Genomic DNA, 17,422 nt, shown 5'->3' with positions numbered 1-17,422 from the left:
TGAATGATCTGCCGGAGCCATGCGGGACTATGTACGTAGTTTCGCGGGAGTTCCCAAGCAAGGAACTCAATTCGTGCAGATATTTAGCCACAGTTCGCAATTATCGCACCGCAAACTGACGCAACAAGCCAAGGTATTATGGACGACACACGTCAGCACAGTTACCGTTTTCATACGGATCGATGACAGAATCATCTCGCGTTAAAACGGGGCCATTGCCGCCCGTCGTAGACGGGGCTTGGGGGAAGGATCCAAATTGAGGTTTGTGACTTCGCTGAAATTTCGCGGCCTGGCGCTTCTCGGTGCCACTGCCTTCTGTCTCGCACTGCCTGGCGCGATCACGATGCTGGGCAATTCGGCTCATGCCGGCGGCACCCTCGAAGAACGCAAACAGCCGATGCATTTCAAGTGGAATGCATGCCAGCCGGATTGCAGGGGCTGGGTGTCGGCGGTCGGCATCGTCACAGCGGATAGTCCGCGGGAGTTCGATGAATTCGCCAAGGGTCGCCAGCTCGCCGGCGCGACCATCGTGCTGGATTCCAGCGGCGGCTCGGTCAACGATTCCATCGCGCTTGGCCGGCGGTTCCGCAGTCTCGGCGCGCTGACGACCGTCGGCTCAACTGTGCGCACCAAGACCCCGCTCGGCGAACGCGTGAGCGTCGTGCCGGAAGCCTATTGCGAGTCGATGTGCGTGTTCCTGCTGCTGTCGGGCAAGACACGTTACGTGCCGCCCGCCGCACATGTCCGGGTGCACCAGATCTGGATGGGCGATCGCGCCGACAACGCCAAGGCCGCAAGCTACAGCGCGCAGGACCTGATGATCGTGGAGCGCGACATCGGTCGGCTTGCGAAATTCACCTTCGACATGGGCGGCACCGGCGATTTGCTGTCGCTCGCGCTCAGCGTGCCGCCGTGGGAAGATCTGCACAAATTGTCACACGGCGAATTGCGCCTGACCAATCTCGTGACGACCGATGCAGCCGCCGACGTGTTCCCGCAGGACAATGCGTCGGTACCGATGGCCGAGGCGAAGCCTTCCAAGCCGCAGGATCGCTTCGTCAGTTCCGCGATGGAGGGCGACGCGCAACAGCAGACCGGTAAATCGACCAAGACTGCCGAAGCCGCGGTTCCGACCGGCTCTGCGACCACGCCGGCGCAGCCGGCTCAGCCGGCTCAGCCGCAGAAGTAGGCTTTATCCGCTTAAACAGTGTCATCATCCGCGAAGGCGGATGATCCAGTACGCCGCGGCATCTGTAATTGATCGAGAATTCCCGGCGTACTGGATGCCCGCCTTCGCGGGCATGACAGGATACGGCTGGGCGGGAAGTTCCCCTTACGCCTGCGCCGGCTGCTTTGCCCTGGCTTCGATCTGGCCGATGGCGTCGACCACGGCGTCGAATGTCAGCATGGTCGAGGCGTGGCGGGCCTTGTAGTCGCGCACCGGCTCGAGCAGGGCGATGTCGGCCCATTTGCCCTGCGGGGGACTGCCATTTTCCTTCAACATCTTGCGCACGATTTCTCGCAATTCACGTAACTCGCTAGCCGTCGAGCCGACCACATGGCTTGCCATGATCGAGGAGGAGGCTTGTCCGAGCGCGCAGGCCTTCACGTCATGGGCGAAGTCGCTGACCACAGGCCCGTCCATCTTGAGGTCGACCTTGACGGTCGAGCCACACAGTTTGGAGTGGGCGGTGGCGCTGGCGTGGGGGTCGGGGAGGCGGCCGAGGCGGGGGATATTGCCCGCTAGTTCAATGATCCGCTTGTTGTAGATGTCGTTCAGCATGAGAATCAGTGTCCCGGGCGGCGATCCAAGCGCCCTTGGCGGCTGGGTTTCATCGTCCTATATATGGACAGGAACGGCGGAAAAACAGCCCGGCCGTTTGCCTTGGGCGGACGGACATGGACCAGACATGGAAACCAGTTCGGCCGTCCGCGTGTTGTGGATGGGACTCAGGCGCCCGGCGGCAAAACCGCCCCGTCTGCCCGGTGACACTCCGGTCTCTTCAGGCCGGTCGAACGGAGAAGACATGGACGCATTGATCAAATCCCTCCGCCCTGGCAAGCCTTCCGAAGTCAAGCCTTCCGATTTGAAGCCTTCCGAAGTGAAATCGCCCGACGTGGCCCCGGAAACCCGCTCAGCCGAGCTCGATCCGGCCGAATTTCTGGCCGCTGCCGTCCGCGCCGACCTGCCGCGCCCGTCACGCGCCGAGGCCGAACACGCCGTGCACACGCTGCTAAGCTATATCGGCGAAAACCCCGATCGCGAGGGTTTGCTGGATACGCCCCGCCGCGTGGTCGAAGCCTTCGACGAGCTCTATCAGGGCTATCATCAGTGCCCGGCCGAGGTGCTGGACCGCACCTTTGGCGAAACCGCCGGCTATGACGATTTTGTCCTGGTCCGCGACATCGAATTCACCTCGCAATGCGAGCATCACATGATGCCGTTCTACGGTAGGGCGCATATCGCCTATACGCCGGTCGAGCGGGTGGTGGGGCTGTCGAAGCTGGCGCGGCTCACCGATATCTTCGCCCGCCGCCTGCAGACCCAGGAGCACCTGACGGCCCAAATCGCGGCCGCGATCGACGAGGTGTTGAAACCCCGCGGCGTTGCCGTGCTGATCGAGGCGGAGCATACCTGCATGTCGGTGCGCGGCGTCGCCAAGCATGGCGCGATAACGTTCACCAGCCGGTTCACCGGCATGTTCCGCGACAATCCGGCGGAGCAGCAGCGTTTCCTGTCTCTGGTGCGAGGGCCGAACCGGTAGCCTCGCCGAAATTTCTCCGCGAGGCCCTGCCGTGTCCACATCCGCAACGACCGATGAACGCGAAGAGGGGCTGACCTTCCAGCCCAAGTTCGACGCATCCGGTCTCGTAACCTGTGTGGCGACCGATGCCGCGACCGGTGACGTGTTGATGGTTGCGCACATGAACGAGGAAGCGCTGCACAAGACGATCGCAAGCGGCGATGCCTGGTACTTCAGCCGGTCGCGCAACGCGTTGTGGCGAAAAGGTGAGACGTCAGGTCAGACCCAGCGCGTGGTCGAGATGCGCATTGATTGCGATCAGGATGCCATCTGGATTCGCGTCGAGCAGCAGGGCGCCGCGTGTCACACCGGGCGGCATTCCTGCTTCTACCGCAAAATCGACGCCGCCGGGGGCGGTGCGCTGCTGACGTTCGTCGATGCCGACCGGCAGTTCGATCCGAACAATGTTTATCGGAAATAGCTGGCGTTGGCTCCGGCTGGTCAGGCCAACAGCTCACCGATCATGGCGGCTGCGCGTTTCGCACCATCGGCTTCGACCGGTTTCGGTCTATCCGGCCTCGACATAGCCGACATCATGGCGTCGGCAATCATGTCGGGGGTTGACGAAGCGAAGTCCATTTGGATGCCTGCGCCATAGCGGCGGAGCCGGTGGGCGACGTGAAAGTTCTGCTCGAAATGGTTTCGCAGTGGAAAATAGACAAACGGCGTCCCGGCGGCAGCGAGCTCCATGCATGTGGTGAGCCCGCCCTGAACCAGCGCCAGGTCACACGCTGCGAGATGCCGGTCGAGATTGGCGACGAACGACCGTATCTCGACGCCCTCGGGCGCAGGCAGCGACGCTGGATTAATGCGGGGACCGGCGACCACCACCATGCGCAACGCCGGCAGCTTGGCCTTCACAATGGGATAGGCCTGCAGGACGCGCTTGATCAGGTGAGCCCCGATCCCCGAGCCGCCGACGGTGACGATGCAAATCTGCTCGGCGTTCCGGTAGCCCAGCGCTTCGCGAAGAAATTGGCGGCTGCCGAAGCTTTGGGGGTGCTCGCCGATAACGTAGCCGGCGAAATCGAAGTGCTTCGGTACCCAATCGCGCATCAGGGGCAGATCCGCACCGAACGATAGCGGCACCACGTCTTCAGGGTGGCCTACGAAAATCGCTCGATCGCGCACGCCAGGATGCTGCTCGACATGTTCGATCATCTCGGCATTGTAGTCGGCGGTCAGCAGCGCCTCATGTTTGCCGCCGGACGGCATCGGCACGTAGCCGACAAAGTCGGTCAACCAAACGAGTTTTGCCTTTTTCAGCTCGGGGTGCTCGTGCCAGTAGTGGTCGATATCCCAGGCCTCGTCCGCAATCACGATGTCGTAAGCGCCTTGCTCGACGGCGTCCTGGAAGATCATGAAGTTCTTGATCAGCACCTCGTCCATGCGGCGGAGCGCCTGAAAGCAGTGCAATTCGTGTTCGCCGCTTTCGAGCTCGATATGCCGCGTTTCGCTCGCCAACCTCGCACTTAGCGGATGGACATGCTCGTTGCCGGCCTCGAGCAGACGCGTGACCGGATCTTGCGCCAGCCAGTCCACCGTGAGGTCAGGATGAAGCTTGCGCAGCTCGCGGGCGATGGCGATGTCGCGGCGGCCATGGCCGAGGCCGATCGGCGAGGAGAGATAGAGGGCGCGCTTTTGCCGTGCATGGTGCGGCAAGGTCTCACGTGCCGGCGGGCGGATGGCAAGCCGGCGATCGATGAAGTCGTTGATCAGCGCGTTCGATTTTGCCGGATACCGCCCGAGTGGGTTATGACCGCCGTCTCTGATCGTTACGAACTCCGAGCCGCTCACCGCGGCGTGGGCCGCCCTGGCGCGCTCGCAGGGCTGAATCTGGTCGTTATCGCCGTGGATGAACAGAACCGGGCAGCGGATGCTGCGGTACATTTCCGCGCTGACGTCGAATTGGGGAGGAATGTTTCGCGCTTCGATCGTTTTGATCAGGGTTGGTCCATCCGTCTCGGCAGCCCAACCGACCCCGTCCTCGATCTGTTTGGTCGAATGCGGCTCGTTGCAGATGTTGCGAACGAAGAACTCCGCGAAATCGGGGTAATTCTTCAGCCAATAGTCACGGTTGAACTTGTTCCAGCCGTCGTAACTGTCTCTCTCGGCCAGAAAATGCGAGGCCGCAAATCTTGCCTGGTGCGCGGGTCCGATGGTCGAGACCGTGCCGGCAAGGATGGCTGCCCGCACACGCGTCGGGTGATAGGCCGCGACAATGGAAGCGAGCAACCCGCCAAACGAAAGTCCGACCAGGATAGTCTGCTCCACCTCGAGGCCGTCCATCACGGCAAGCACGTCGGCGAGGTAGTTGTCGAGCGTGTAGGCAGTGACGTCTTCCGGTCGATCGGATTTGCCGTTGCCGCGGCCATCATAGGCGATGCAGCGGAAACGTTCGCTGAAGTAGGGAAGCTGCGCCTTGTAGATCCGCGAGTGGACGATGCTCCATGGCGGGACAAACAGAATGGTTTCTGCGCCGGTGCCGTAGATTTCGTAGGCGAGTTTCACGCCGTCGCGGGCGATGAAGCCCTCACTGTCCGCCAGCTTTGCTCGCATGCTGTCACCCTTTTTCCGGTGAAGATCCTTCCGCAATGCGAATGAGGTCGCCGACGCGCCGCAGCGACGCCCTTATCGGCGAGCCTTTTTTCTCCAGTCCCAGCAGGAACAGGCTTTCGCCGCCGATGAAACTGGAGGCGGCGATCGCGCCGACCTCTTCCGCCGAGAACGGCCCGAGCGGCCCGATCATCTGTTCGGTCCTCCGTACCACGCCTACGATCAGGTCGATCCAGCCCATGAGGCCGGCTCGGATCACCTTTGCTACTTCCGCGTCATGCCAGCTCACCGCGATCAGCTCCTGCAGCACCCGCACATAGCCGGAGGCGATATCCTCATCGAGGTAGTCACAGGCGCGATCCCATTGCTCGGACAGTTTTAGCGATGGATTTTCGAACAGCCTGTTCTGCCGGTCGAGCAGTTGAGCATTGAGATACTCGAACAGCTCCAGAACCATGTTCTGCTTGGAGCCAAAATGGTAGTGGATCTGGCTTAAGGGCACGGCCGCTTCTGCAGCGACTTCGCGAGTGGAAAGTCCGGCATAGCCGGCGCGGCGCAACACCTTCTTGGCAGCTTCGAGCAAGCTCGTGCTGGTTTCGATCTTCTTCACTGCCGCGCGCGCCATGGTACCTCATGATGTGATGGAAGCGTCAAAGACGCTACATGCATTCCGGCTGAGAAGGCCAGCCTTGCCATTTCAACCCTCTACCGGCCGGAAAACCGGTGCCCGGAGTTGGGCCGGGCACCGTGAAACAAATGTCACCCGACCTTCGCCTTGTGTCGTGGCAGCGGGATCAGCATCGAGACCTGCTGCCGGTAGCGGCGGTACTGGTCGCCGAACAGCGCTATCAGGTCGCGCTCCTCGAGCCAGATGCCGATCAGGATGTAGCCGGTAGTGGCGATGGCGAATAGCAGATGACCGAACGTCATCACTGGCGTCGCCCAGAACGCAAGCAGGAAGCCGAGATAGATCGGATGCCGGACCACCTTGTAGAACATCGGCGTTTTGAACTCGGCCGGGGGCAACTCGCGCCCGAGAAGCCGCGCCAGCACCTGGCGCAGGCCGAACAGCTCGAAATGGTTGATCATGAAGGTGCTGGCGAGCACCACCACCCAGCCGATCCAGAAGATCGTCTCAATGACAATTGCCGCAACTGGATCGGTCACCGACCAGATGACTCCGGTCATCGGCCGCCATTGCCAGTAGAGCAGGAGCAACGCGAGGCTGGCCAACAGCACGAAGGTCGTGCGCTCAACGGATTGCGGCACGATTCTCGTCCACCAGCGCTTGAAGGCGGGACGCGCCATTACGCTGTGCTGGATTGCAAACAAGCCAAGCAGGACGACATTGATGAGCAGCGAGGGAACGAGCGGCCCGGGGGTGCCGCTATCGATGGTCTTCGGTACCGGCAAGTTGCCGACAAAGGCAATCGCATAAAGAAATGTACCGAGAAACAGCAAGTACGTGAGCGTGCCGTACAGCATAGCCGTCAAGCCGCCGGTTAGGGTCTTTGCGGGAGGGGAGTGGAGTGCATGGTCTGTCATGATCTTAATCCTCTCTGGGAACACTGCGGAAGGCCTTGCTTTCAGTGCGGACGGTCGTGATTGCCCGGAACTTCTCCTCGTTTGCGAGCCGGTCAGATCCAACGTCAAATATTCAGTCGGTCGAACGACCGAAAAGTTCATTCCCGCTTTATGTTGGAAATGCGGCATTTTAACCCGGCATTAACCATAAATGGCTCAGGCTGGGTCGGTGAGGCGCCGGATTGGCGGCGTTCACGAGCCCGCGCGAGGTTTCGCGAGGAGCGGGGCACCACAGATATGACGGTCGACACATCAAACGCCACGGCTGCGGCAGGTGTCGATCCCGCGCGCGCGAGGATCGCGGGCTCGATCAAGCAGGCCGCATCCACCACCGGTGCCAGCTTCGAATATCTGCTCGCCACCGCAAAGATGGAATCCAATTTCAACCCGAAGGCCGCCGCAACCACCTCGTCGGCGCGCGGGCTGTTTCAGTTCATCGACCAGACCTGGCTCGGCACGGTAAAGGAGGCGGGTGCCCATCTCGGCTATGGCAAATATGCCGACGCCATCACCAAGAATCCGTCCGGCAGCTATTCGGTCGACGATCCCGCGGCACGCGCCGCGATCATGCGGCTGCGCGACGATCCCGAGGCCGCCTCATCGATGGCGGCGGTGCTGACGCAATCCAACAGTTTCAAACTGACCGGCAAGATCGGGCGCCGCCCGACCGATGCCGAACTCTACATGGCGCATTTCATGGGCGTCGGCGGCGCCGGCAAGCTGATCCAGAACGCCGAGGACAATCCGAACGCGTCTGCGGCGCGAATGTTTCCAGCGGCAGCCGCGGCCAACCAGTCGATCTTCTATGACCGCTCCGGGCAGCCGCGCAGCGTCTCGCAGGTCTATTCGGTGCTGAGCACGCGCTATGCGGCTGCCGCCAGTTCGCCGGTGACGCGCACGGCGATGGCGGCGGCCGGCGGCGATCTGCCACGGCGCGTCACGGTCGCGAGCACCGCGCCGGCAGCGATGGCGATCGACAACGCCTCCTATCTCTCGAGCTTCCCGGATTCGCGCGCCGTGACGCCGACAGGCCCGACGTCGCAGGCTGCTTCGGCGTCAACGGAGCCGATCTTCCGCTCGTTGTTCCAGGCCGGTCAACGCACGCAGCCGATTTCGCCGGCGGTGCAGGAATTGTGGGGCAGCAATTCGTCGTCGGCGTCAGTTGCCTCCGCGAGCACCGTATTGTCGGGACATGAGCCCGAAGTCCGTGCACCCGGAAGGCTCGATCTTTTCAGCGACCGCAACGGCACGTTCAGTAGCTGAGATTGCAGCGGCATGTTCGACGGCTGACCCTCATGGTGAGGAGGCGCGCTAGCGCCGTCTCGTGCGGCCCCAGTCGGGCCTTCATCCTTCGAGACGCGCGTTCCGCGCTCCTCAGGATGAGGACGACGCAGTAGGCCGCCCTCGACACCCCTTAACAAAACGTCAATAAAACCAGCCGTTTATGGTGAACCCTTTGTTAAGCGTCATGGTTTATTTTTTCTAATAGTGGCACCGCGTCACGGTGTCGTCTCAGGTTGCGTAGCCAGGACCATGATCGTTCGGCAGTTCATCAGTTGGATTCGTACCGCCCCGGCAGGCGAGCGGGCAGAGGCGACGCGGGCATTGGCGCGGGCCTGGTTGATTTCAGATCTCAGCGAGGACGATCGCACCGCCGCTGAAGGCGCGCTGTTGATGCTGCTCGATGATCCGTCGCCACTGGTGCGCCAGGCGATGTCGGAAGTCTTCGCGCGCAGCTCGGATGCGCCGGCTGCGATCGTGCAGGCGCTCTCGCTCGACCAGCCCTCGATCGCGCTTCCCATACTCGAACATTCGCCGCTTCTGATCGACGCCGACCTCGTCGACATCGTCGCCACCGGCAACAGCGACATGCAATGCGCCATCGCCCGCCGCATCAACCTGCCGCCCTCGGTTTCCGCTGCGATTGCCGAAGTCGGCTCGGCGGCCGCGGCGCTCGAACTGATCGAGAATGCCTACGCGGAATTGGCGCCGTTTTCCTGGGACCGTATCGTCGAACGCCACGGCCATCTCGCCGCAATCAGGGAATCGATGCTGGTGCTGGAAGGCCTGCCCGCCGCCACCCGCGTGGCGCTGGTCGCGAAACTCTCCGAGACGCTGGCGCAATTCGTCGTCGCCCGTAACTGGCTGAGCGCCGACCGGGCAGGGCGGCTGGCGAACGAGGCGCGCGAGCGCTCGGCCGTGAACATCGCGGCGCGTTCGCGCGGCGACGACATGCTGGGCCTGGTGCGGCACCTGCGTGCCACCGGGCAACTGACCGCAGGCCTGATCCTGCGCGCGCTGTTGTCGGGCAATCTCGAACTGTTCGATGCGGCGCTTGCCGAACTCGCCGACCTGCCGCTGGCCCGCGTCACCGCGCTGCTGCACAACCGCGGCGGCGCCAGCCTGCAGGCGCTCCTGATACGCGCGGGCCTTCCCGAATCCACGTTCGGCGCGTTCCGTATCGCGCTCGAGGTCAGCCATGAGACCGGCTTTGTCGACACGATCGGCGGCGCCGCGAGACTGCGCCGCCGCATGGTCGAGCGTGTGCTGACCCATTGCGAGACCGACCGCAAGGCTGCCGAGCCGCTGTTGATCCTGCTGCGGCGCTTCGCAACCGAGTCCGCGCGCGAGGAAGCCCGCCTGTTCTGCGAGGAACTGGTCGCCGACGAAGCGTTCGTGCCGGCCGTGCGCGATCTGATCGCGGCGTAGCTCTCGATCACCGTCATTGCGAGGAGCGTAAGCGACGAAGCAATCCATCGTCCGCGTATGCGGCGCGATGGATTGCTTCGCGGAGCCTGTCATCGGGCGCGCATTCGCGCGACCCGTTGGCTCGCAATGACGGGAGGACTTACTCCGCCGGCACGATGCTCGGCGCCAGGATCGCTTCGAGATGTTCGGGGCGGTCGCGGTTGACCTTGAGCAGGAATTCATCCGCGACTCCGCGGAGCTGCTTGCTCAATGCGCTCGCCATCACGGCGGTGTCGAGCTTGGTGCGTTCGCGCACGATCGCCTGAATGGCATTGATGTGATGGGTGATCAACTCGGATGGGACCTGGTCGAGATCAGGCGCGTGTTCGATGATGCGGCACAGGCTTTCGGCGGCGGCGCCGGCGGAAGGGAAGCCGAACGTGGCGGCGTCGCCTTTGATGTCATGTGCCGCGCGAAACAGCTCCTCGCGGTTGTCGATGGTGAAGCCGTCGCGGAGAATGGCCGCGTAGGCGGCCGAGAGCCGGTCCGCCTCGATCGCCATCCAGTTCTTGAATTCGCCGGATAGTCCCGCAAGCGCCTTTTCCGCGCGCCCGACAGGATCGTCGAGATCGGATTCGGGAACGCGCAGCAATACCTTGCGCAACGGATTGGGCTGCGTGATCACGTGATGATCGGCAAACGATTTGACCTGTATCGTGCCGGGTTTTTCTTTCGCCATGATGGTCTCTCCAGGCCGCGCTAGATGTTCGTCCGCGCCTTGTCGAGCAGCGACGGCTGTTGCATGACTTCCACCTCGCCACCGACCCTGCGCTCGGGGCCGATATAGGCGTTGTTGGTGTTGCGCCGCCGGTCGGGGCCGAAATAGGTCTTGGTCTTGATGAAGGGGCGCGGATTGGCGACCACGTTGAGGATGCGCTGATAGAGTCCCTTGGCCGAGATCGGCTTGGCCAGAAATTCAGTGACGCCGGCGTCGCGCGCGACCGTGACGCGCCGCTTCTCCGAATGTCCGGTCAGCATGATGATCGGCGCGTAAGGGTTACCCTTCGATTCCGGCTGCCGGATCATCTGCGCCAGTTCGAGGCCATCGAAGATCGGCATGGCCCAGTCGGTGATGACGATGTCGGGCACATAGTGGCTGTACATTTCGAGCGCGGTGGCGCCGTCCTCGGCTTCATAGGCTTCGCGCGCGCCGAACGAATGCAGCAGCGTCCGCAGGATGCGGCGCATATGCGGATTGTCGTCGCAAATCAGGAACCGCAGCTTGTTGAAGTCAATGCGATACATGGTCCGGCCCGGCCAAACGGTATACTGGCGTTAACCATATCGCGGCGCGGGTTAAGGAATGGTTGCAAGCCGGCGTGAGGAGGGCTCCGGTGAATCCGAATTAGTACCCGAACTGCTCGCGCAGGATGCGTTCCTCGAGGCTGTGGCCGGGGTCGAACAGCATCCGCATCGAAATCGTCTTGTCGGACAGCACCTCGACGCGGCGGACATCGCGCACGTCGTCATGGTCGGCGGCGGCCGCGACCGGACGCTTTTCACCCTCGAGCACCTCGATCACAACAAAGGCGGAGTTCGGGAGGAGGGCGCCGCGCCAGCGGCGCGGGCGGAACGCGCTGATCGGGGTCAGCGCCAGAAGCGCGGCGTTGATGGGCAGGATCGGTCCCTGCGCCGACAGATTGTAGGCGGTGGAGCCGGCCGGCGTCGCCACCAGGATGCCGTCGGCGATCAATTCCGCCATCCGCTCGTGCTCGTCGATCAGGATGCGCAAGTGGGCGGCCTGGTTGGTCTGGCGAAACAGCGCGACTTCGTTGATGGCGTGATGCAGATGCACTACGCCGTGCACGTCGGTCGCACGCATCAAGAGCGGATTGATCAGGGATTCCCGCGCCGCCGCCAGCCTTGTATGCAAATCGTGCGTGGTGAATTCGTTCATCAGGAAGCCGACGGTGCCGCGATGCATGCCGTAGATCGGCTTGCCCGAGCGCATATGGGCGTGCAGCGTCTGCAGCATCAATCCGTCGCCGCCGAGCGCCACCACGACGTCGGCGTCGTCGGCGTCATGATTGCCGTAGAGCTTGACGAGCTGCGCCAGCGCGGCCTGCGCCTCGGCGCCGGCGCTCGCGACGAAGGCGATCCGGTCGTATCGCTTGGGGGTGGCCATCGGACGACGAACTCATACCTGGCGCCGGATTGCGCCGCGCTCGTCTATACACCTTGGACAGGCTTGTCGAGATGGCCGTCAGGCACTTTCGCGCCGGTAACGTAAACCGACGGTCATAGGGACGTCATTTTTCCTGCAACGTCCGGATCGGATCCCAGTCCTCGCTCGGCGGGTTTTGGGCCAATTCCCGGGCCCGCGCGGCAAACAGCGATGCCGGCCGGTCGATATCGGCCGAACGGCCGAAACACTCCGCGGCGCGCGCGAACTCGCGGGCCCGCCAGTGCGCCAGCCCGTCGGCGTAGTTGGCGATCACGGTCTGCTGCGAGGGCGTCAGCCCCGCTGACAGCGCCAGCAATTGGTAGATTTTGAGCGCCTGGGTTCGCCCCTTGACCCTGATGGCGTCCAGTTCGCGCCAGGCGAAGGCTTGGCCTGCAAGCGCAACCGTCGTCTCGGAAGCGATCACGGTGGTGCCGTAGAATTTGTTGGCGCCCTCCAGCCGCGAGGCCAGGTTCACCGCGTCGCTCATCACGGAGTAGTTGAAGCGCCGCCGCGATCCGAAATTGCCGACCAGCGCCTCGCCGGAATTGATGCCGATCCGCTGTGCCAGCTTGTAGTCGCGAAACACGGCGGAGGAGGCGTTGAGTTCCGCCAGTTGCGTGCAGCAGTCCAGCGCGGCGCGCGCTGCGTTAGCTGCATGGTCGGGATCGTCGGCCGGCGCGCCGAACACCGCCACGATGGAATCGCCGATATATTTGTCGACATATCCGCCATGGCGCTCGATGACGTCGGTCATCGCCGAAAGATATTCGTTCATCAACTCCATCAGGCTATCTGGCGACATCTTCTCCGCAATCAGCGAAAAGCCCTCTATGTCGGAGAAGAACACGGTCACGTTGCGGGTTTCGCCGCCGAGCTCCGGCAACTTGCTCGATGACAGCATGCGGTTGATGACGTGCGGGGCGAGGTAGAGCGCAAAGCTCTTCTGCAGCAGGCGGCGATCCTTGTCGGCGACGACGAAGCGGAAGCCGATGGTTGCGGCCAGCGCAGTCAGGCTGGCCAGGAACGGCTCGACGATCGGAAGCGCCAGTGCGTGGTTGAATGCGACCGTTGCGCCGGCCACGCCGAGCACGATCATGCCCGTCCAGGCGGCGAACGCGATGACGGGCCTGAACAGCCAGGCGGCGGCCGCGGCGAGCGCAGCAATCAAAGTCGCGATAAGCAAGCGGGGAAGCGGCCCGGGTTCGACCACGCCATTGCGCGCGATCAGGTTGTTGACTGCGGTGGCATGGATATAGACGCCTGCAATCGTGCTCTTCTTGAAACCCGCGGTGACCGGCGTGCTCTCGGTTGTGCAGCGCGGGGTGCGCGCGCCTTCGATGCCGGTTGCGAAGCGCTTGGACGTCTGCTGGCGGTCCTCAATATCGAGCACGCTGCCGAAGATCACGACCTTGCCGCCGAACCAGCGCCGGAAATACTCCTTGTCGTTCTTGACGGCGCAGGCGCGCAGATCGGCAAAGGAGAAGGTCGGAATGTCGTCGGCGCCGCCTTCGAAATTCAGTGTCATCGTGTTCGGCACTCGGCCGGGAACGCGGTAGCCGGCGAGCGTCAGCCTGCCGCGCTCGTCGAACTCGGGCGCGGCGCCGAGCGCCCGCGAGGCCAACTCGACCGCCATCGAGGGTGCCCTTGTCCCGTTGACGGTGAAGCTGAGCGGCAGGCGCCGCAATACATCATCGCTGTCGATATGAACGTTGAGCGGGCGGATGTTCAACTGCTGGCGTACCGCGACGCGCTGTCCCGGCGACGGCCTGACCGGTTGGTTACCGCCCAGGACTTCTCCCAGAACCACCTTGCCGTTCGCCGCCGCGCCGGCAAGCGCGCGAAGGAAATCGCGGTCAAATCCACGAACCTTCTCGCCGAGCGTGCCCTCGCCGAACGGTATCTCCGATTGCTCCATAGATTTGGGGATCACCATATCGAAGCCGGCGACCTTGGCGCCGCCTTCGAGCGTCGCTGACAGCACGCGGCCGATCTCGCCGGTCCAGGTCAGCATCGGCGCGTCCTTGAAAGGAGCGGTGCGCAGGCTCTCCTCGTCCATCGCGACGACGACCGCCGCCGAAGCGGCGGGATCCTGCCTGCGGCCAAACACCTCCCAGCGCAGCGCTGTGAGAATATCGATGGAGAGCCCGCGGATCGGTCGGGCCGCAGGAGAAACCGAGGCCGCCGCGCAAACCAGCGCGATGGCGGCGATCGCCAGCCTGTCGCGCGTGCTGCGTCTTACTCTCAAGCTGGACGGTCCGGCACGCCTATTCCATCCGCAGCAGACGGCCGACGATCGGCGTCGCGCCGGGCTTGGCTTGCTCATCAACCCGGAACACGATCTGCGATGACTTGAATGAAGCGGCGTAGAGGCCGCCGGGGGCCAGCGCAACATTCTCGCTGGCAAAATCTACGAAGCGTCCCTTGAGCTGGGTGCCGCCGAGACTAATCTCCTGACGCTCGCCCGCCGCGTCGAGACGCCGAATGATCAGCTTGCCGCGTCCCTTGGCTTCCACCAGCGGAGAGGCGCCGTAAAGCGTGAGCTGCGGCTGCGGCAGGGAAGCCGCCTTCTTGCTGTCGACGCTCCGCAGCACGGTTGCGGCGACGCCGCTGGTCTCCCGCGTGGTCACGTTGGCCTGGTTGGCATCGCAATTCGTCTTCTCGGCCTTGACCTCGGCGAGGTGAACGGCGCTCTCCTCGGTGCCGACGACAATGGTGCCGGTGCCGCTGATCGTCTCGCGCCGGCATGACTTCAGGTAGCTCAGAATGACAGAGCCGCCGTCGCCGATCTTGATCACAGCCTTGGGCGTCACATAGTCCATGAATTCCGCGCCGGTGACCTTGCCCTTGATTTCTTCGACCACCGCGGCCGGCGAATCTGCGGCCGCCGGAGAAGCCAGCGCCAGCAGGCCGAGACAAACAGCAATCGAACGTTTCATTCTAAGACCCCATAAAAAAGCGCAGGTTCGTTAGTCGCGCCAGCGCCCGAATGGTTTCATGGATGGATCAAAATATCTGGCCCGTAGGCCAGCGGAACCGACCGTTATCACCTAACGGCCGCCGAGGACAACCATCGGGCGCAGCGTCGTAGGGCATCCCGATCCTCTCACGCGACACTGTCGGGATTGTGATTTCCGCGGGTTTCCTGCCCTTGTGTACCAACAGCCCGCTGTCGCAGTCTCCGGGCAGATTGGCAGGCCCTGACTGATCGCGAGCGCAGGAGTAAACGGCATGGCTTTTCGTTTTATGCCAACGCGTCCCATGCGTCTGGCCGTCGCGATTCTGGTCCTGTGTTGCGCGACCGGCGTACGTGCCGAGGAGGCGAGTTCGCCGACTTCGCGGCAGCCCGCCGCAGCGACGCCATCGCCGTCTTCGCCGGGCCAGAAGGGCGGAGCAGGGCGGGACCCCGCCGCGACGCCATCGCCGGCAGCCGAACAACGTCACCTGCCGCCGGATTCGACCACCCAGCAAACGCTGACGCTGCCCGGCCGGACGCTCAATTTCACCGCCACCGCCGGCTCGATCCGCATATTCGACGACAAGCGCGAGCCGCAGGCCGATATCGCCTATACCTCCTACCAACTCGATGGCGCCGATCGCGCAAGCCGGCCGGTGACGTTTCTGTTCAACGGCGGGCCAGGCGCGTCCTCGGCCTGGCTGCAATTGGGCGCCGCCGGGCCGTGGCGACTGCAGATCGGCGGCGATGGCGCGGTGTCGTCAGCCACTCCCGATCTGTTGCCCAATGCCGAGACGTGGCTCGACTTCACCGATCTCGTCTTCATTGATCCCGTCGGCACTGGCTACAGCCGCTTCATCGCCTCGGGCGAGGACGTGCGCAAGCGATTGCTTTCCGTTGATGGCGATGTCAGTTCGATTGCGCTCGTGATCCGGCGCTGGCTGGAGAAGTACGACCGTCTATCGTCGCCAAAATTCGTCGCCGGCGAGAGCTATGGCGGCATTCGCGGGCCGAAGATCGTCCGCAATCTGCAGACGCAGCAGGGCGTCGGTGTGCGCGGGCTGATTCTGGTTTCACCCTTGCTCGACTTCCGCGATTTTTCCGGCTCTAGCCTGCTGAAATACAGTTATGCGCTGCCGAGCATGGCGGCGGTGGCGCGTGAGGTGAGGGAAGCCAGAGGGGCGCCGCTGACGCGCGCCGATCTCGCCGACGTCGAACGCTACGCGCAGGGCGAATTTCTCACCGACCTCATCAAGGGGCAGGCGGACACACAAGCCGCCACGCGGCTCGCCGACAAGGTGGCGGCACTGACCGGCATCGATCAGGCCGTGAGCCGCAGGCTCGCGGGTCGTTTCGAAGTCGGAGAATTCCGCAGGGAATTCGACCGCCGCAACGGCAGGGTGACCGGGCGCTACGACGGCTCGGTCATGGGCTTCGATCCCTATCCGGATTCGAATTCAGCGCATTTCGGCGATCCATCCGGCGATTCGCTGATGGCACCGTTGACCAGCGCCGCGGTTGAACTCACTACCCGCAAACTCAACTGGCGGCCGGATGGTTCGTACCAGCTACTCAGCGAGAGCGTGAACCGCTCGTGGGATTTCGGCCGTGGGCCGGCCGAGTCGATTTCACAGCTACGACAGATTCTCGCGCTCGACCCGAAGATGAAACTGCTGGTCGGCCACGGACTGTTCGATCTCGCCACGCCCTATTTCGCGTCCAAGGTCCTTCTCGACCAGTTGCCGGCCTATGCCAGCCCCGATCGCGTCAAGCTCGTCGTCTATCCTGGGGGCCACATGTTCTACTCGCGCGACGGCGCGCGCCAGGCATTCCGCGCGGAAGTTGAGAAGGTGATGAAGTAGCGCTCAAACAAAACCGGCGCAGTGGTGAGCCGCGCCGGTTGCCATTCGTCATTGCGAGCGAAGCGAAGCAATCCATATCGCGGCATAACGGATAGATGGATTGCTTCGTCGCTACGCTCCTCGCAATGACGTGGAGAGATTAACGCCTCAGTACACCAATCCAGTCCCCGGCGGCTTTTCAAGCGCGGCGGCGAGCGAGCGATATTCCTCGCTTGAGGTGCCGGTGAGCTGCGCGATCCGGTTCAGGTGGTATTGCGCCTGATCGCGGTTGCCCTGTTCGACCTGCCACAGGCCGTAATACTGCCAGGTCTTGACGTGGTTCGGATCGGCTTTCAGCGCGCGCTCGTACCAGATCTGCGAGACCTTGTAGTCGCCGAGCTTACGATAAGAATAGCCGATTAGATTGGCGACGGCGGCCGAGTCGTCACGGCCGAGCGCCTTCAACTGCTCGATCGCCGACGCATAGTCGTGGTGCTCGTAGATCGCGGCGTAAGCAGCGCGATAGCCGTCGGCGAATGCGGTTTGTTCGCTGCCCGGACGGGTTTCGCTGGATTTCTTCTTCTTCGGCGGCGGCGGGGGATCGTTGTCGGGTGCTGCGTAGACGGCGGAAACGACAGGGGCTGCTGCGAGCGTGAGCGACAATATTGCGAGAGTCAAAAGCCTGATCGCTAATTTATTCATGCATCTCTCCTGATGGCCGGTTCGGCGATCCTACACCGAAGGTCGCTGATGTGAACACCCGGCAGCCGCG

At 63.2% G+C, this 17,422-nt stretch carries 16 protein-coding genes; 6 read left to right on the top strand and 10 right to left on the bottom strand.

Features of this window, described 5'->3' with window-relative positions:
* The first annotated feature begins 256 nt into the window (after positions 1-256).
* Positions 257-1,189, top strand: coding sequence for a hypothetical protein (locus IVA95_RS26025; protein WP_247513101.1), 933 nt, complete (start codon positions 257-259; stop codon positions 1,187-1,189).
* 144 nt (positions 1,190-1,333) lie between these two features.
* Here IVA95_RS26025 and IVA95_RS26020 read toward each other — a convergent pair whose 3' ends face one another.
* Positions 1,334-1,783: an iron-sulfur cluster assembly scaffold protein gene (locus IVA95_RS26020; protein ID WP_213245686.1), complete on the bottom strand. Its 450-nt coding sequence runs from the start codon at positions 1,781-1,783 to the stop codon at positions 1,334-1,336.
* A gap of 244 nt (positions 1,784-2,027) precedes the next feature.
* Here IVA95_RS26020 and folE point away from each other — a divergent pair, with 244 nt between their 5' ends.
* Both folE and hisI read left to right on the top strand, forming a co-directional pair.
* Entirely contained in the window at positions 2,028-2,765 is a 738-nt protein-coding gene (gene folE, locus IVA95_RS26015; protein ID WP_213245684.1) for a GTP cyclohydrolase I FolE, read from the top strand.
* A gap of 31 nt (positions 2,766-2,796) precedes the next feature.
* On the top strand, positions 2,797-3,225 hold the full coding sequence (gene hisI / locus IVA95_RS26010; protein ID WP_247513100.1) for a phosphoribosyl-AMP cyclohydrolase: 429 nt from the start codon (positions 2,797-2,799) through the stop codon (positions 3,223-3,225).
* Positions 3,226-3,245: 20 nt separating this feature from the next.
* Here the strand turns inward: hisI and IVA95_RS26005 are convergent, their stop codons facing one another.
* From IVA95_RS26005 to mddA, 3 genes are all read right to left on the bottom strand, one after another.
* Positions 3,246-5,363 carry an alpha/beta hydrolase gene (locus IVA95_RS26005; protein WP_247513099.1) on the bottom strand — a complete coding sequence of 706 codons (2,118 nt, stop codon included), beginning with the start codon at positions 5,361-5,363 and terminating at the stop codon, positions 3,246-3,248.
* A gap of 4 nt (positions 5,364-5,367) precedes the next feature.
* Positions 5,368-5,985, bottom strand: a complete 618-nt coding sequence (locus tag IVA95_RS26000; RefSeq protein ID WP_247513098.1) for a TetR/AcrR family transcriptional regulator — start codon at positions 5,983-5,985, stop codon at positions 5,368-5,370.
* 134 nt (positions 5,986-6,119) lie between these two features.
* Positions 6,120-6,905 carry a methanethiol S-methyltransferase gene (gene mddA, locus IVA95_RS25995; protein ID WP_247513097.1) on the bottom strand — a complete coding sequence of 262 codons (786 nt, stop codon included), beginning with the start codon at positions 6,903-6,905 and terminating at the stop codon, positions 6,120-6,122.
* Positions 6,906-7,181: 276 nt separating this feature from the next.
* Between mddA and IVA95_RS25990 the strand changes: the two genes are divergently transcribed.
* Positions 7,182-8,207 carry a transglycosylase SLT domain-containing protein gene (locus tag IVA95_RS25990; protein WP_247513096.1) on the top strand — a complete coding sequence of 342 codons (1,026 nt, stop codon included), beginning with the start codon at positions 7,182-7,184 and terminating at the stop codon, positions 8,205-8,207.
* A 270-nt stretch (positions 8,208-8,477) separates the two neighbouring features.
* A complete protein-coding gene (locus IVA95_RS25985; RefSeq protein WP_247513095.1) occupies positions 8,478-9,653 on the top strand; it encodes a DUF2336 domain-containing protein in 1,176 nt (391 codons plus the stop codon).
* 139 nt (positions 9,654-9,792) lie between these two features.
* Here IVA95_RS25985 and IVA95_RS25980 read toward each other — a convergent pair whose 3' ends face one another.
* The 5 genes from IVA95_RS25980 to IVA95_RS25960 all read right to left on the bottom strand — a co-directional run bounded on the left by IVA95_RS25980 (position 9,793) and on the right by IVA95_RS25960 (position 14,792).
* On the bottom strand, positions 9,793-10,371 hold the full coding sequence (locus tag IVA95_RS25980) for an Hpt domain-containing protein (RefSeq protein ID WP_247513094.1): 579 nt from the start codon (positions 10,369-10,371) through the stop codon (positions 9,793-9,795).
* 20 nt (positions 10,372-10,391) lie between these two features.
* On the bottom strand, positions 10,392-10,937 hold the full coding sequence (locus IVA95_RS25975) for a response regulator (protein WP_213245668.1): 546 nt from the start codon (positions 10,935-10,937) through the stop codon (positions 10,392-10,394).
* Between the two features lie 100 nt (positions 10,938-11,037).
* Positions 11,038-11,817: an NAD kinase gene (locus IVA95_RS25970; protein ID WP_213245666.1), complete on the bottom strand. Its 780-nt coding sequence runs from the start codon at positions 11,815-11,817 to the stop codon at positions 11,038-11,040.
* A 124-nt stretch (positions 11,818-11,941) separates the two neighbouring features.
* Positions 11,942-14,101, bottom strand: coding sequence for an adenylate/guanylate cyclase domain-containing protein (locus tag IVA95_RS25965; RefSeq protein ID WP_247513092.1), 2,160 nt, complete (start codon positions 14,099-14,101; stop codon positions 11,942-11,944).
* Between the two features lie 19 nt (positions 14,102-14,120).
* On the bottom strand, positions 14,121-14,792 hold the full coding sequence (locus IVA95_RS25960) for a hypothetical protein (RefSeq protein ID WP_247513091.1): 672 nt from the start codon (positions 14,790-14,792) through the stop codon (positions 14,121-14,123).
* A 292-nt stretch (positions 14,793-15,084) separates the two neighbouring features.
* Here IVA95_RS25960 and IVA95_RS25955 point away from each other — a divergent pair, with 292 nt between their 5' ends.
* Complete coding sequence (locus tag IVA95_RS25955) at positions 15,085-16,671, top strand: peptidase S10 (protein ID WP_247513089.1); 1,587 nt, start codon at positions 15,085-15,087, stop codon at positions 16,669-16,671.
* A 147-nt stretch (positions 16,672-16,818) separates the two neighbouring features.
* On the opposite strand, the gene IVA95_RS25950 is transcribed toward IVA95_RS25955, so the two are convergent.
* Complete coding sequence (locus IVA95_RS25950; RefSeq protein WP_247513088.1) at positions 16,819-17,352, bottom strand: tetratricopeptide repeat protein; 534 nt, start codon at positions 17,350-17,352, stop codon at positions 16,819-16,821.
* Positions 17,353-17,422: the final 70 nt, after the last annotated feature.

Origin of the sequence: Bradyrhizobium sp. 157 (assembly GCF_023073815.1) — a bacterium.
Taxonomy (GTDB): Bacteria; Pseudomonadota; Alphaproteobacteria; order Rhizobiales; family Xanthobacteraceae; genus Bradyrhizobium.
Note: the sequence above shows the minus strand (reverse complement) of the source record. Positions and strands in the feature narration are given on the sequence as shown.

Coding starts and splice junctions, on each gene's coding strand:
- IVA95_RS26020 (WP_213245686.1), bottom strand. CDS start 1,783: ATGCTGAACGACATCTACAACAAGCGGATCATTGAACTAGCGGGCAAT.
- folE (WP_213245684.1), top strand. CDS start 2,028: ATGGACGCATTGATCAAATCCCTCCGCCCTGGCAAGCCTTCCGAAGTC.
- IVA95_RS26005 (WP_247513099.1), bottom strand. CDS start 5,363: ATGCGAGCAAAGCTGGCGGACAGTGAGGGCTTCATCGCCCGCGACGGC.
- IVA95_RS26000 (WP_247513098.1), bottom strand. CDS start 5,985: ATGGCGCGCGCGGCAGTGAAGAAGATCGAAACCAGCACGAGCTTGCTC.
- mddA (WP_247513097.1), bottom strand. CDS start 6,905: ATGACAGACCATGCACTCCACTCCCCTCCCGCAAAGACCCTAACCGGC.
- IVA95_RS25990 (WP_247513096.1), top strand. CDS start 7,182: ATGACGGTCGACACATCAAACGCCACGGCTGCGGCAGGTGTCGATCCC.
- IVA95_RS25985 (WP_247513095.1), top strand. CDS start 8,478: ATGATCGTTCGGCAGTTCATCAGTTGGATTCGTACCGCCCCGGCAGGC.
- IVA95_RS25980 (WP_247513094.1), bottom strand. CDS start 10,371: ATGGCGAAAGAAAAACCCGGCACGATACAGGTCAAATCGTTTGCCGAT.
- IVA95_RS25975 (WP_213245668.1), bottom strand. CDS start 10,937: ATGTATCGCATTGACTTCAACAAGCTGCGGTTCCTGATTTGCGACGAC.
- IVA95_RS25970 (WP_213245666.1), bottom strand. CDS start 11,817: ATGGCCACCCCCAAGCGATACGACCGGATCGCCTTCGTCGCGAGCGCC.
- IVA95_RS25960 (WP_247513091.1), bottom strand. CDS start 14,792: ATGAAACGTTCGATTGCTGTTTGTCTCGGCCTGCTGGCGCTGGCTTCT.
- IVA95_RS25955 (WP_247513089.1), top strand. CDS start 15,085: ATGGCTTTTCGTTTTATGCCAACGCGTCCCATGCGTCTGGCCGTCGCG.
- IVA95_RS25950 (WP_247513088.1), bottom strand. CDS start 17,352: ATGAATAAATTAGCGATCAGGCTTTTGACTCTCGCAATATTGTCGCTC.